Origin of the sequence: Streptomyces sp. NPDC050636, from assembly GCF_040654775.1 — a bacterium.
Lineage (GTDB): Bacteria > Actinomycetota > Actinomycetes > Streptomycetales > Streptomycetaceae > Streptomyces.
Map to the genome: position 1 here is coordinate 15,201 of NZ_JBFAIP010000056.1, position 13,444 is coordinate 28,644.

11 protein-coding genes are annotated in these 13,444 nt (G+C 72.0%); 5 read left to right on the forward strand and 6 right to left on the reverse strand.

What is annotated here, in order from left to right; all coding sequences use genetic code 11:
• Window positions 1-25: 25 nt before the first annotated feature.
• The 4 genes from AB0I10_RS28920 to glpK all read left to right on the forward strand — a co-directional run bounded on the left by AB0I10_RS28920 (window position 26) and on the right by glpK (window position 5,914).
• Window positions 26-1,273 (forward strand): lipid-transfer protein, encoded by a 1,248-nt coding sequence (locus AB0I10_RS28920; protein ID WP_363155608.1) that lies wholly within the window; start codon window positions 26-28, stop codon window positions 1,271-1,273.
• Window positions 1,274-1,418: 145 nt separating this feature from the next.
• Window positions 1,419-3,146, forward strand: coding sequence for a GGDEF domain-containing protein (locus AB0I10_RS28925; protein WP_363155588.1), 1,728 nt, complete (start codon window positions 1,419-1,421; stop codon window positions 3,144-3,146).
• A 365-nt stretch (window positions 3,147-3,511) separates the two neighbouring features.
• Window positions 3,512-4,285 (forward strand): MIP/aquaporin family protein, encoded by a 774-nt coding sequence (locus AB0I10_RS28930; protein ID WP_363155590.1) that lies wholly within the window; start codon window positions 3,512-3,514, stop codon window positions 4,283-4,285.
• Window positions 4,286-4,384: 99 nt separating this feature from the next.
• Window positions 4,385-5,914 (forward strand): glycerol kinase GlpK, encoded by a 1,530-nt coding sequence (glpK, locus tag AB0I10_RS28935; protein WP_363155591.1) that lies wholly within the window; start codon window positions 4,385-4,387, stop codon window positions 5,912-5,914.
• Between the two features lie 78 nt (window positions 5,915-5,992).
• On the opposite strand, the gene AB0I10_RS28940 is transcribed toward glpK, so the two are convergent.
• The 3 genes from AB0I10_RS28940 to AB0I10_RS28950 form a co-directional block, all read right to left on the reverse strand.
• Window positions 5,993-6,604: an ATP/GTP-binding protein gene (locus AB0I10_RS28940; protein ID WP_363155592.1), complete on the reverse strand. Its 612-nt coding sequence runs from the start codon at window positions 6,602-6,604 to the stop codon at window positions 5,993-5,995.
• Between the two features lie 216 nt (window positions 6,605-6,820).
• Entirely contained in the window at window positions 6,821-7,441 is a 621-nt protein-coding gene (locus AB0I10_RS28945; protein WP_363155594.1) for a TetR/AcrR family transcriptional regulator, read from the reverse strand.
• A 61-nt stretch (window positions 7,442-7,502) separates the two neighbouring features.
• Window positions 7,503-8,390 carry an alpha/beta hydrolase gene (locus AB0I10_RS28950; RefSeq protein ID WP_363155595.1) on the reverse strand — a complete coding sequence of 296 codons (888 nt, stop codon included), beginning with the start codon at window positions 8,388-8,390 and terminating at the stop codon, window positions 7,503-7,505.
• Between the two features lie 81 nt (window positions 8,391-8,471).
• On the opposite strand from AB0I10_RS28950, the gene AB0I10_RS28955 reads away from it, so the two are divergent.
• Complete coding sequence (locus AB0I10_RS28955; RefSeq protein WP_363155596.1) at window positions 8,472-9,062, forward strand: alcohol dehydrogenase catalytic domain-containing protein; 591 nt, start codon at window positions 8,472-8,474, stop codon at window positions 9,060-9,062.
• A 539-nt stretch (window positions 9,063-9,601) separates the two neighbouring features.
• Here the strand turns inward: AB0I10_RS28955 and AB0I10_RS28960 are convergent.
• From AB0I10_RS28960 to AB0I10_RS28970, 3 genes are read right to left on the reverse strand one after another with little or no spacing between them, the layout of a single operon-like run.
• On the reverse strand, window positions 9,602-10,018 hold the full coding sequence (locus AB0I10_RS28960; RefSeq protein WP_363155597.1) for a DUF742 domain-containing protein: 417 nt from the start codon (window positions 10,016-10,018) through the stop codon (window positions 9,602-9,604).
• 19 nt (window positions 10,019-10,037) lie between these two features.
• Complete coding sequence (locus AB0I10_RS28965; RefSeq protein WP_363155598.1) at window positions 10,038-10,490, reverse strand: roadblock/LC7 domain-containing protein; 453 nt, start codon at window positions 10,488-10,490, stop codon at window positions 10,038-10,040.
• Entirely contained in the window at window positions 10,487-13,288 is a 2,802-nt protein-coding gene (locus AB0I10_RS28970; protein ID WP_363155599.1) for a nitrate- and nitrite sensing domain-containing protein, read from the reverse strand. Before AB0I10_RS28970 ends, AB0I10_RS28965 begins: the two co-directional genes overlap by 4 nt.
• Window positions 13,289-13,444 lie beyond the last annotated feature (156 nt).

Below are 13,444 nucleotides of genomic sequence, written 5' to 3' on the forward strand. Positions count from 1 at the left end.
GGGGGGTGGGCGGCGGGGAAAAAATATAGGCGGCGGGTGGGCGGCGGGTAGAGGCCCAGCAGCCCACCCCCCACGAAGCGTCACAACCTCCGACGTCGCCGTGCTCGGCGCCGGAATGCACCCATGGGGCAAGTGGGGCCGCAGCTTTGTCGAGTATGGGACGAGGGCGGCCCGGGACGCGCTCGCGGACGCCGGTCTGGAGTGGGGCGCCGTGCAGAGCGTGGTCGGGGCGGACACGGTGCGCGGCGGTTACCCCGGCTATGTCGCGGGCGCGACCTTCGCCAAGGCGCTGGGCTGGCAGGGTGCCCGGGTGACCAGTGTGTATGCGGCCTGCGCGTCCGGCGCGCAGGCCATCAACACCGCGCGGGCGCAGATCCTGGCGGGCATGGCGGACGTGGTGCTGGTGGTGGGTGCCGACGCCGCACCCAAGGGGTTCTTCGCCCCGGCGGGCGGCGACCGTCCCGACGACCCGGACTGGCTGCGGTTCCGGGTGCTGGGGGCCACCAACCCGGCGTACTTCGGGCTGTACGCGCGCCGCAGGATGGCGTTGCACGGCGATACGGTCGACGACTTCGCGCAGGTGAAGGTGAAGAACTCGGCGGCGGGCGCGGCCAATCCGTACGCCCGCTACCGCAAGCGGGTCACCGCGCAGGAGGTCGCGGCGTCGGCGGTGGTCGCCGATCCGCTGCGGCTGCTGGACATCTGCGCCACCTCCGACGGGGCCGCGGCGCTGGTCCTGAGCAGCATGGACTTCGCCCGCCGGCACGGCGCGGCGGACCCGGTGCGGATCCGTGCGGTCTCCACGGCCACCCCGCACTATCCGCGGACGGTGCTGGACCTGCCGGATATCGCCACCGATTCGGCGGCCGTCGTCCCGGAGCCGGAGACCGGTTTCCGGGCGTCGATCGCCCGCGGCGCGTACGAGGAGGCGGGTATCGGGCCCGAGGACCTCTCGCTGGCCGAGGTCTACGACCTGTCCACCGCGCTGGAGCTGGAGTGGTACGAGGATCTGGGGCTGTGCGGCCCCGGCGAGGCCGTGAAGCTGCTGCGGGACGGTGCGACGGCGCTCGGCGGGCGGCTGCCGGTGAACGCCAGCGGCGGTCTGGCATCCTTCGGCGAGGCGGTGCCGGCCCAGGCCATTGCGCAGGTCTGCGAGCTGACGTGGCAGCTGCGGGGGTGCGCAGGAGAGCGTCAAGTCCCGGGCGCACGAGTCGGATTGACGGCCAATCAGGGGCTGTTCGGGCACGGGTCGGCGGTGGTCGCCGTACGGTGAAGGCGCCGCCGCCACCGCTGCTCCACGCGCCCTTCCCCGAAGATCATGTGAGGGTGCCGGGCGGCCGCCCATACGCTCCGGAAGGATGCGTGAACAGTGCGTGAACCAGGCTTCGTCGAGGTCCCGGCGGGGGCATCCTGCTGCCGTGCCTGCCTGGACGGACCAGCTCCGATTCGCCTACCAACCCGTCGTGAACCTCGCGACCGGCTCGGTCGCCGCGCTGGAGATACTCGCCCGCCCCGAGGACGGCGCTGTCGACGTGCTGGCGTCCGCGCACCGCTGCCCCGACCTGGACGCCGAACTGGCGGCGCTCGCCGTACGGTCCGCGGCGCACCAGGAGACGCTGCTGCCGCTGCATGTCAATGTCTTCGCTGCGACCGTCGCGGAGCTGCCGGGACTGACCTCGCTGGGCAAGGCCGTACACGAGGTGGGCCGCCGGCCGTGGGAGATCACCCTGGACATCGGCGGGCCGTTCACCCACGTCCCGCACCGGTCGCTGCTGGAGGCGGTGGCGGCGCTGCGCGACGAGGGCTACCGGATCTGCGCGGACGGGGTCGGTGACGGCGATCTGCCGCTGCGGCTGCTCGGCGATCTCGCGCCGGACCTCGTCAAGCTCGACGCGTCGCTGTGCGCCGGCCTGGATTCCGACCGGGGGCGACGGGCCGCGGTCGCCGCGATGCGGCAGCTGTGCGACCAGGTGGGCGGGCTGCTGGCCATCGAGGGCGTGGAGACCGAGCGGCAGTACGCGGCGGCGCGGGACGCGGGGGTGCAGCTGGCGCAGGGGTATCTATTCGGGCCGCCCGCGCGGCGGCCGGCCGCGGACATCTATCTCCCGGCCGTGCACCCGCCGGCGGTGAGCGGGCCCGCGGCGCCGTACGGCCCGCCCGCGGGGCCGCCCGTCGCACAGTTCCTGCAGCCGGCCGCGCTGCTGCCGATGTCCGCGTCGGCGGGCACGGTACGCAGCCATCTCACCGGCTTTCCCGCGGTCTCGGGTGTGCTGCTGGTGGACACCGACGGGGTGCCGGTCCGGGCGATCGACCGGGACCGGTTCCTGTTGTCGCTCTCCGGGCGCTACGGGCACGCGCTGTACGCCGACCGGCCGGCGCTGCGGCTCGCGGACCGGCCCCGGACGGTCGGCGCGGAGGCCACCGCCTGGCAGGTGTTGGATGTGATCGCCGAGGGCGACCGCGACCGTACCGGCGACGATGTGGCGGTGGTGGACGAACGCGGCCGCTGCATGGGCGTGGTGCATCTCGCCGACATTCTGCGGGCGCTGGCCGAGAGCCGGGTGGAGGAGGCCGCGCGGCTCAACCCGCTCACCCGGCTGCCCGGTTCCGACGCGGTCAACGGGGAGGTCGACCGGCGAATCGCCGAGGGCCGGACATTCGCGCTGAGCTGGCTGGATGTGGACGGTTTCAAGCAGGTCAACGACGGCGCGGGGTTCGCTGCGGGCGATGAACTGATCCGGTCGGTGGGGCGGGTGCTGGCCGAAGTGGCAGCGGGTGAGCCGGCCGCCCGGGTGGGCCATATCGGCGGCGACGACTTCCTGGTGCTGGCCGAGCCCGAGCGGCTCGGCCCGTTCGCCGAGGCGCTGTTGGACACGGCCTGGTCGGCGGGCGGGCTGCCGGTGACGTTATCGCTGGCCACGGTGGTCTGCCCGCCCGGCAGCGTCACCGGTCACCGTCAGGCGGCGGCCGCGCTGGCGCCGCTGAAGAAGGCCGCGAAGGCTCTGGCGGGGGCGAGCTGGGTGCTGGGCGGGCCGGGATCGGAGCGTACGGAGGTCCGGCGGGGAGCCGCGGTCCCGGTGTCCCCGCCGACCGGCCCCGCGTACGGCAGCCCGGCCGGCCAGGAGGGCGTACGGGCGCGCGGGTGACGGACGCGGGACGGGGCGGGCGCGGACCGGACGGACGGACGGGGCGGGGCGGACGCGGACCGGACGGACGGACGGGGCGGACGCGGACCGGAGGGGGTGGTGAGATGCCCGGCCGGCCCAGCGGTGGCACGCGGGGTCGGGCCCGCCCGTAGCAACCGCGGTCGGCCCGCCGCCGTCATCAACATCCACTGTTGTGCGCGACCTTGACGCCCCATCACCTGCGGTGAACACTTCCGGGTGCCAGTTCGGCATCGCCGCAACTCAGGCGCCCGGCCGGGTGGCAGCGGCTGCTCGCTGCCCGCCGGTGGCACGCACCCTGCACGGAGGACCGGGGGACGTCCCCGGGCCAGGGCCAAGGAGCCGCCATGTATTCCAATGGGGACATCTTCGTCGGTGAAGTGATCGGCACCGCGATTCTGATTCTTTTCGGCGCCGGTGTGTGCGCCGCGGTCACCTTGCACTACTCCAAGGCGAAGGCGGCGGGCTGGGTCGCGATCGCCTTCGGCTGGGGCCTGGGCGTACTCGCCGGGGCCTATACCGCCGCGCCGCTGTCCGGCGGACATCTCAACCCGGCGGTGACGATCGGCTCGGCGGTCACGGACGGCACCGAATGGTCGAAGGTGCCGGTCTACCTCGCGGCGCAGATGATCGGCGCGCTGATCGGCGCCGTGCTGGCCTGGGCGCTGTACTACGCACAGTTCGCCGCCAACGACGGGCGGGCCGGTAACGCTCCGCAGCCGACGCTGGGGATCTTCTCCACCGGCCCGGAGATCCGTAATCCGGCCGCCAATCTCGTGTCCGAGATCATCGCCACCATCGGCCTGGTGCTGCCGCTGCTGTTCTTCGGCAAGAACCCGGGGATCGGTATCGGCCAGATGCCCGGCGCGCAGGCGGGGGTCTACGGCTCCGGGATCAATGTGCTCCTCGTGGCACTGCTCGTGGTCGGCATCGGGCTCTCGCTCGGCGGACCCACCGGTTACGCCATCAACCCCGCCCGCGATCTCGCCCCGCGTATCGCGCATGCGCTGCTGCCGATCCCCAACAAGGGTTCCTCCGACTGGAGTTACGCCTGGATCCCGGTGGCCGGGCCGCTGATCGGCGCGGTGCTCTCCGGTCTGGTCTTCAACGCGGCGTTCTGACACCGGCGAGCCGGGCACCCAACTCACCCGCACTCCAGGACTTCAGGACTTCAGGACTTCAGGACTTCAGGACTTCAGGACTTCAGGAGACATGACGTCATGACGGAGCACACCGAGAAGTACGTCGCCGCCATCGACCAGGGCACCACGTCCAGCCGGTGCATCATCTTCAGCCACGACGGGGCGATCGTCGCCGTCGACCAGCGCGAGCACCGGCAGATCTTCCCCAAGCCGGGCTGGGTGGAGCACGACGCCACCGAGATCTGGTCGAAGGTGCAGGCCGTGGTGGCGGGCGCGCTGGCCAAGGCCGGGCTGCGCGCGGACCAGCTCAGCGCGCTGGGCATCACCAACCAGCGGGAGACCACGGTCCTGTGGGACCGGGCCACCGGCAGACCGGTGCACAACGCGATCGTCTGGCAGGACACCCGTACGTCCCAGCTGTGCGGCGAACTGGGCGGCGCGGACGGCCAGGACCGGTTCCGGGACGCCACCGGACTGCCGCTGGCCAGCTACTTCTCGGGCCCCAAGGCGGCCTGGCTGCTGGACGAGTTGCCGGGGCTGCGGGACCGCGCAGAGCGGGGCGAGATCGCCTTCGGCACCATCGACTCCTGGCTGATCTGGAATCTGACCGGCGGTACCGACGGCGGGGTGCATGTCACGGACGTGACCAACGCGGGCCGCACGATGCTGATGAACCTCTCCACCCTCCAGTGGGATCCGGCCATTCTGTCGGCGATGCGGGTGCCGGAGGCGATGCTGCCGGAGATCAGGTCGTCGGCGGAGGTGTACGGCACGGCCGTAGGGCAGCTGCACGGCGTGCCGGTGGCGTCCGCGCTCGGCGACCAGCAGGCGGCGGTGTTCGGGCAGACCTGCTACGGCGTCGGCGAGGCCAAGAACACCTATGGCACCGGCTCGTTCCTGCTGCTCAACACCGGCAACCGGCCGGTCCCGTCCAAGAGCGGGCTGCTGACGACCATGGGCTACCAGCTCGGCGGCGAGGCGCCGGTCTACTGCCTGGAGGGGTCGATCGCGATCACCGGCGCCCTGGTGCAGTGGCTGCGCGACCAGCTCGGCATCATCGCCTCGGCCGCTGAGATCGAGCCGCTGGCGGCGAGTGTCCCGGACAACGGCGGGGCATATATCGTCCCGGCGTTCTCCGGTCTGTTCGCGCCCTATTGGCGCTCCGACGCGCGCGGTGTGATCACCGGTCTCACCGGCTTCGTCACCAAGGCACATCTGGCGCGCGCCGTACTGGAGGCGACGAGCTGGCAGACCCGGGAGGTGGTGGACGCCATGTACCAGGACTCGGGGGTACGGATCACCCAGCTCAAGGTCGACGGCGGGATGACGGCGAACAGTCTGCTGATGCAGCATCAGGCGGATGTGCTGGGCGTGCCGGTGATCCGCCCGGTGATCCCGGAGACGACCTGCCTGGGCGCGGCGTACGCGGCGGGTCTGGCGACCGGTGTCTGGCAGGACCTGGACGAGCTGAGGACCCACTGGAAGCGCGACGCGGAGTGGACGCCGCGGATGGACGGCCAGACCAGGGAGCGCGAGTACGGCAACTGGCGCAAAGCCGTCGAGCGGAGCTTCGGCTGGCTGGCCGAGGACGGCGGGGCGGCCGGGTAATCCCGCGGTCGCCCCGGATACTCAGACGTACGGCCCGTACCCCGGACGGCGGGGTACGGGCCGTACTTCCGCGCCGCGTCAGGGCAGCGCGGGCTCGCGCCGCCGGGCGCCGAAGCGCATCGCGTGCTCGACGACGGCGATCAGCACGTCCCGGGCGGAGTCCTTGACCCGCGCGTCACACACCATCACGGGGACCGCGGGGTCCAGGTCGAGGGCTTCCCGGACGGCCTCCGGCGGGTACACGTCGGCGCCGTCGAAGCAGTTGACGGCGACCGTGAAGGGCAGTTCGCGCTGCTCGAAGTAGTCGATCGCGGCGAAACTGTCCGCCAGCCGCCGGGTGTCGGCGAGCACCACCGCGCCAAGGGCGCCGCGCGCCAGCTCGTCCCACAGGAACCAGAAGCGGTTCTGCCCTGGTGTGCCGAAGAGATAGAGAACCAGCGCGTCGTTGAGCGTGATCCGGCCGAAGTCCATCGCGACCGTGGTGGTGGACTTGGTCTCCACCCCGGCGAGGCTGTCGACCGGCCGGCCGGCTTCGGTCAGTTGCTCCTCGGTGCGCAGCGGCTTGATCTCGCTGACCGCGCCCACCAGCGTGGTCTTGCCCACGCCGAAACCGCCCGCGACCAGGATCTTGAGCGACATCGGGTCGACGGCGGCGGACCGGCCGTGGCGCTCAGAACGCCCGAAGACCATGGGATTCTTCTCCTGAATTGCCGTGTATGCAGGTGCAGCTCACGCTTGCTCCCTGAGATTCAGCGAATGGTCGACAGCTGACGAGGCACGCTACAACGCGCTCGGCGGGGTACTCACCAGTGGCGCGGAATCGTTGTACGCGGGTGACCGACAGAGGCCGCCAACCCTCTCAAAAGGGCCGGGGCAGCTCGTGTGTCGGGGCGGTGTGGCGGCGGATCAGCGCGGGGCTTTCCCGTCCAGGACCGTGGGCCGGTCGAGCAGCCCGAGCAGGCTGACAAAGCTGGATTCCACGAAAGCGCACAGTTCGTCGCGGGCGCCGGCTTCGTCCATCGGCCAGTTGGTGACGGCTTCCTCCGCGAACGCCATCCAGGCGCGGGAGGCCAGTTCCAGCCGCGGGGCGTCCGGCATGCCCAGCCGCCGCTGGCCGTCGCGTACCCGGCGGGCGATCGTCTCGCGGGTCTCGCCGACGATGTCGGTCACCGCGGGGTGGCTGCCCGCCGCCCCCCGCACCAGCGCGAGATACACCTGACGGTGCTCCATGACGTACGCGACGAAGCCCGCGATGAACGCCCGCATCCACGCGACCGGTTCCAGCGTGGGGTCCGGTTCTGTGGCGACGGTGAAGCGGTCGCACTCGGCGCGGACCACGGCGCGGTAGAAGTCGCGTTTGGAGTCGAAGTAGTGGAAGAGCAGGCCGCGGGAGATACCGGCCCGGCGGGCGACCTCGTCGGTGGACAGCTCGTCCAGGGTGCGGTCGGCGAGCATCTCCAGACCGATGCCGACCAGCTGCTCCCTGCGCTGGTCGGGGGTGAGTCGGGTGACGCGCTTGCCGGGCATGCCCGCAGTGTACGGCCGCGCGGGCCGGAACGATCTCGGTGTGCTCCGGCCCGGCACGACGTCAGGCGTACTGGCCGAGGTGGCCGAGGATCTTGGGCGTGACCACCTCGGGGACCTCTTCGGGCAGCCAGTGGCTGGCGCCCTCCAGGGCCTCGAAGCGATAGGGGCCGTCCGCCCACTCCGCCGTCGCCTGGGCCGCGCCGCGGCCCAGGGCGGTGTCCTCGCTGCCCCACAGGAACAGGGTGGGAACGGTGATCCGGCCGGCGGGCACGGAGATGACCGACTCGGGGGCCCGGTACCAGTTCAGGGTGGCGGTCAGCGCGCCCGGCTCGGTGAGCCGGCGGACGTTCGCGGCCACCAGTTCGCCGGGGACCCTGCCGCCGTACGCCGCGCGCAGCCGTGCCGCGTCATCGGCGAGCAGGGCGGCCTCCGCCAGGCCGCTCTCGCGGCGGAAGAAGCGGACGTAGTCCAGCCGGTGGTGCTGGTCGGGGTCGCCGGCGGCGGCGCGGTTGAGCGCCTCCGGGTGCGGAGTGGCCAGCACGGTCAGGGACTTCAGCCGCTCGGGGTGAGCGCCGGCCAGCGCCCAGGCGACCATGCCGCCCCAGTCGTGCGAGACGAGGTGGAAGCGGCCGGCGCCCTGGGAGTCGGCGAAGGCGAGGGCGTCGGCGACGAGTTCGGGCACGGCGTAGTCGGCGATCCTCGGCGGGCGGGCGCGCGGGGAGTAGCCGCGCTGGTCGACGGCGAGCGCGCGGTAGCCGGCCGCGCCCAGGGCGGGGAGGACGGCGCTCCAGGAGTCGGCGAACTCGGGCCAGCCGTGCAGCAGCAGCACGAAGTCCCCGTCGGCCGGTCCGGACGCCAGGGCGTCGTAGGTGTGCGGGCCGATCTGGATCTCCAGGCGCTCGATGGTGCTCGTCGCCGCGTCCGGGGTCGTTGTCGTATCCGTGGCCATGACGGCGTCTCCTCTTGTTGACAGCTGCTCAACAGAACCGTACAACGGTATTAAGCATCGCTCAATAAGCGGGGAGACCCCATGAGAACCATGCGCGCCGCGCGTTTCACCTCCGCCACCGGCAAGCTCACCCTCCAGGACGTGCCGGTCCCCCGCCCTCGCCCCGGCCAGGCGCTGGTCAAGGTCGCCGCCTGCGGCATCTGCCACTCCGACCTGAGCCTGATCGGCGGCGTCTTCACCACCACGCTGCCCGCCATCACGCCCGGTCACGAAGCCGCCGGAGTGATCGAGGAGCTCGGGGCGCCGACCGCCGGATGGCAGCGGGGCGACCGCGTCGTACTGCACGCCGGGCGGGCCTGCGGCGACTGTCCCGCCTGTATCTCCGGCGCCGCGGCCGATGACTGCGAGCGCATCGAGATCATGGCGTTCGACTTCGACGGCGCCTGGGCCGAGTACGTGCTGGTGCCGGTGACCTCACTGGTCCGGGTGCCCGACGGCATCCCGCTGGAGCAGGCCGCGGTGCTGGCCGACGCCGTCTCCACGCCGTACGCGGCGGTCGTGGACACCGCCGCCGTACGGCCCGCGGAGAGCGTCGGGAGTTCGACCTCGGTCCTCAGGCGTCCTTCATGCGTGCCCGGCACACTGTCTCTGGCGGCCTCAGCTACCGGCTAACTGCGCAGTACGCCGGGCTGAAACCCGACGGTGAAGCACATCTTGGCCGAAACGGCACAGCGCCGACGCTCGCCGCAGTACGATCGTTGGCGTGCTGGGCAAAGGGACTTTCCGGCAGCCCAGAAACGCCAGGACGAACACAGCCTGGCAATCACCATCCACCCCAGGGCATGGGGCCCCGCGCTGGCAACGGTGCGGGTAAACGCCTGCGGAGCACCGGTGAGACCAGGACTTGTCCCGGCACAGTGCACAAACCCCACTCAGGTGGGGAGGAACCAGGAACCCGACTCAAGGCGCACCGCACCCGCGGCCGCCAGGGAGGAAATCGCCCTATTCACGCGGCGAGGATGTCAACGCAAGGCGCACATCGAGCAGTTCGCGGGGATGGTCGCCACCGGATGTCGGCTGGAGACCCACGAGGGCAATCCGATCCGCATCCTCATCCGCCCTGAAGCGCAGCTTCTTGAGCGACCCGTATGACGGTGCCGCCCGTCCGGAGATCCGGGCGGGCGGCACGGTCATACGCGGCGGCTCGCGGGTCATAAGGCGCGCAGGGCGTCGATCACCTCGCGCAGCACCTTCTCGTCCGGCAGTTCGGCCGGCGGCACGGGACGGCTGACCTGCACCAGGCCCTCGTCCAGCAGATCGCCGAGGAGCACCCGGACGACCCCGACCGGCAGATCGAGTTCGGCGGCGAGCTCGGCGACCGACAGCGGTGCCTCGCGGCACAGCGCCACGATGTCCACATGCTCGGGCGACAGCGTCTGGTCGGCGACGGACTCGTCCGCGCGGCTCTCGGCGATCACCTGTGCGATCAGGTCCAGGCGCCCTTCGGCGGGCGTACGGGTACGCCCCCGCGTCATGGCGTACGGGCGGACGACAGGGCCCGCATCGTCGTCGTACCAGCGGGCCGCCCCCCGCTCCGGCACCGCCCGGTCGCCTTGATGCTCGTTCATGCCGTCGCCGCCATCGCGCTCAGGTGGGCAGCCCGGACCTGGGCGCGGTGCCCAGATGCGTACCCACGCGCTTGACCAGCAGCGTCATCTCGTAGGCGATCAGCCCGACATCGGAGTCGGCGTCGGCCAGTACGGCCAGGCAGCTGCCGTCGCCGGCCGCGCTGACGAACAGGAACGCATCGTCCAGCTCGACCATGGTCTGCCGGACCCGGCCCGCGTCGAAGTGCCGGCCGACGCCCTTGGCCAGGCTGTGGAAGCCGGAGGCCACCGCGGCCAGATGCTCGCCGTCCTCACGGCTGAGGTCCTTCGAGGCGCCGGTGGCCAGCCCGTCGCTGGAGAGCACAAGTGCCTTGCGGATGCTGCCGACCCGCTCGACCAGCTCATCGAGGAGCCAGCTCAGCTCGCCGGATCCCTTCGGCGAGTGCCCTGCGACGGACGCTGCGGTGGAAGCTGCTGCCTTCGGTGCGGTCATGGACCGTCCCCTCCCGATGTCGTTCCTGGTGCTGTGGTGCCGTCGCCGTCGCTCGCGGCTGTGCCGCGGGTGTCGTTCCAGCGGTGGGCGTCATCCGTGGTGCCGTCGGACGAGGTGTCCTCGGCCGCTCCGTCCCGGCCCGTCGTGGTGTCGCCTGCCATGTCCTCGGACCCGTCGGTGTCGCGGCGGCCGCGCTGCCAGCCGCGCTGGAGCGAGGCCATCCGGGCGCGGACCGCGTCGGCGTCCCGGCCGTCCTCGGGCTCCACGGCCGGGCTCTCCGGCTCGGCCTGCCGGGTGGGGTCGGGCTTGAGCTGCGGTGCCAGGCTGGCCTGCCGTACCCGGCGGGGCAAGCCCCTCGGCGTTGTGGGCCCGGGGCCGGCGTCGCCGCGCTCGGGACCGGGGCGCTCGGTGTCCGCCTCCCCGTCGGCGTCACCGTCCTCGACCGTCCGGCCGTGGTCGGAGACCAGGACCGGCGGGCGGGGGCGGCGCGGCAGCGGGGCGAGTCCGCCGGCCGGGGCCTGGTCCCGGGTCTGGTGGTGCTGCTCGCCGTCCGGGACGGGCGGCACCGGCGCGATACTGCGCGGGCCGGGCGGCGAGGGGACCGGGCCGGTCGGCGCGGACGGGCCCCGGCGGCCGCGGCCGCGTTCCCTGCCGCCCCTGCCACCGAACAGCCGCTCCTCTTCGTCGAGGGAGCGCAACTCGTCCGGGCCCAGCGGCGCTTCCAGTTCGATTGGTCCGTCGAAGATGCCGGGGGTGCGGTTCTCGCGCTCCGGGAGCGGCACCGGCACCTGGGAGAGCGCGGCCAACTTGCCGGCGGCGTGCTCCAGTTCGTTGCCGACCTGGCCGGCCCTTCCGTCCCGGGGATCTCCGGCCGTCAGCTCGGGATCGTCCCGGCCGCCGTCGGAGGTCTCGGTCAGAATCGTGCCGGGGATGAAGACCACGGCTGTGGTGCCGCCGTACGGGGAGGTCTGGAGGGAGACCCGGACGCCCTGCCGCTGGGCGAGCCGGCTGACCACGAACAGACCGAGCCGGTCGGTGTCGGACAGCTCGAACTCGGCGGTCTCGGCGAGCCGGAGGTTGGCGTCGAGCAGCACATCGGCGGCCATGCCCAGGCCGCGGTCGTGGATCTCCAGGGTGAAGCCGTTGGCGACCCGCTCGCCGAGCACCTGGACGGCGGTGTGCGGCGGCGAGAAGACGGTGGCGTTCTCCAGGAGTTCGGCGATCAGATGGGTGAGGTCGGAGACGGCCGGGCCGTCCACCGCCAGGCGGGGCAGCCGGCGCACCTCGATCCGCTCGTAGTCCTCCACCTCGGCGACGGCCGCGCGTACCACGTCCATCAGCTGGATCGGTTTGCGCCACTGCCGGGAGGGGGCCGCGCCGGAGAGAATGACCAGGCCCTCCGCGTGCCGGCGCATACGGGTGGTCATGTGGTCGAGCCGGAACAGGTCGGCGAGTTCGTCGGTGTCCTCGGTGCGGCGCTCCATGGCGTCCAGGAGGGTCAGCTGCCGGTGCAGCAGGACCTGGCTGCGGCGGGCGAGGTTGACGAACACCTCGGAAACGCCGCGGCGCATGTCCGCCTGTTTGACGGCGGCCTCGACGGCGGCCCGCTGGAGGGTGTTGAGCGCCTGGCCGACCTGGCCCATCTCGTCCTGGCCGAATTCCAGCCGGGGCGCCTCGGTCTCCACATCGACCTGTTCGCCGGCCGCCAGCCGGCGCATGACGCTGGGCAGCCGGACGCCGGAGACCTCATGCGCGCCCTTGCGCAGCCGGGTCAGGTCCTTGATGTGCCGGCGGCCGATGCGGAAGGAGACGATGACGGAGACCAGCAGGGCGATGAAGCCGAGCACTCCGGCGATACCGGCCTTGAGCACGACGGCCAGGGCGACCGGTTCCACGCGCGTGCGGTAGCGGGCGCCGGCGTCGTCGCCCATCTCCTTCAGGTCGCCGAGCACCTTCTCCGCGACCACGTTCCAGCGTTCGGCGTTGAGCACATGGGGTGCGGCCTGCGGGCCCGCGGCGATCGCCCGGTCCTCGTAGGAGATCACTTCGCGTGCCTTGGCGGTGCGCCAGTAATCGTCGTAGAGACCGCGGTCCTTGGCGGGCAGTGTGGTGAGGCCGCCGCTGTAGCGGATCCGGCGCTCGGCGACCCGGTCGGAGATGGCGCGCAGATCGCGCTTGCTCATGCTGCCGGAGGCGAGCGCCGCGGACATCAGGGCGTCCTCGCGCGCGAAGGATTCACGGGCGCGCGCGACGACGACCAGCGCGCGGCCCTGCCGGTCCATCTTCGCGTCGTCCAGGGCGTTGAGGGCGAGGAGGAAGTCGAAGTTGGGGTCGACCAGGGCGTTGTACGCCTCCATGGCCTCGGCGGCGGTGACGGTGTTGTCCTCGACCTGTGCGCGCAGGGAGGCGAGCCCGTCGAGCCCGCTGAGGATGCCGTCCATCCGGACGCCGGCGCCGCCGTTGAGGTCCTCGCGCACCGTGGGGTCCGCGGTGGTGACGCGCAGCCGGTCGACGGCGTCGTCGGTGGCGCGGGTCCGCTGGCGCAGTTCGGTGAGCGCGTTGGCGCCGCGCCGGTCGGCGAGATACAGCAGGCTCTGGCGACGCTCGCCCTGGAGGGTCCGGGTGACCTCCTCGACCGGAGAGCCCAGTTTCCGTACGACGTTGCCGACATCGAGCAGCTGGTTGGCCTCACGTCCGGTGACATACGTCGCGAACGCCCACATGGCCGTCAGGGACACCAGCGGCACGAGCAGCAGCGCCACGATCTTCCGACGGATCGACTTCCCGCGAAAGCGCATGGCCTCCCCTACGTCAACCCCGGCGCTCGGGGGTGGTGTTCCGTCAACAAACGGCGAGAGCCTACTACTGTCGGGGTACCAACCCGAAGGCCTACCGGGGCGTTGAGGATGACGTTCGAGACGGGATCGTCATAGGTTGTCCGCCGATTCCCGGAC

Bases quoted from the DNA above. Each gene is read 5' to 3' on its own strand.
- AB0I10_RS28955 (WP_363155596.1), top strand. From the start codon at position 8,472: ATGAGAACCATGCGCGCCGCGCGTTTCACCTCCGCCACCGGCAAGCTC.
- AB0I10_RS28960 (WP_363155597.1), bottom strand. From the start codon at position 10,018: ATGAACGAGCATCAAGGCGACCGGGCGGTGCCGGAGCGGGGGGCGGCC.
- AB0I10_RS28945 (WP_363155594.1), bottom strand. From the start codon at position 7,441: ATGCCCGGCAAGCGCGTCACCCGACTCACCCCCGACCAGCGCAGGGAG.
- glpK (WP_363155591.1), top strand. From the start codon at position 4,385: ATGACGGAGCACACCGAGAAGTACGTCGCCGCCATCGACCAGGGCACC.
- AB0I10_RS28930 (WP_363155590.1), top strand. From the start codon at position 3,512: ATGTATTCCAATGGGGACATCTTCGTCGGTGAAGTGATCGGCACCGCG.
- AB0I10_RS28965 (WP_363155598.1), bottom strand. From the start codon at position 10,490: ATGACCGCACCGAAGGCAGCAGCTTCCACCGCAGCGTCCGTCGCAGGG.
- AB0I10_RS28970 (WP_363155599.1), bottom strand. From the start codon at position 13,288: ATGCGCTTTCGCGGGAAGTCGATCCGTCGGAAGATCGTGGCGCTGCTG.
- AB0I10_RS28950 (WP_363155595.1), bottom strand. From the start codon at position 8,390: ATGGCCACGGATACGACAACGACCCCGGACGCGGCGACGAGCACCATC.
- AB0I10_RS28940 (WP_363155592.1), bottom strand. From the start codon at position 6,604: ATGGTCTTCGGGCGTTCTGAGCGCCACGGCCGGTCCGCCGCCGTCGAC.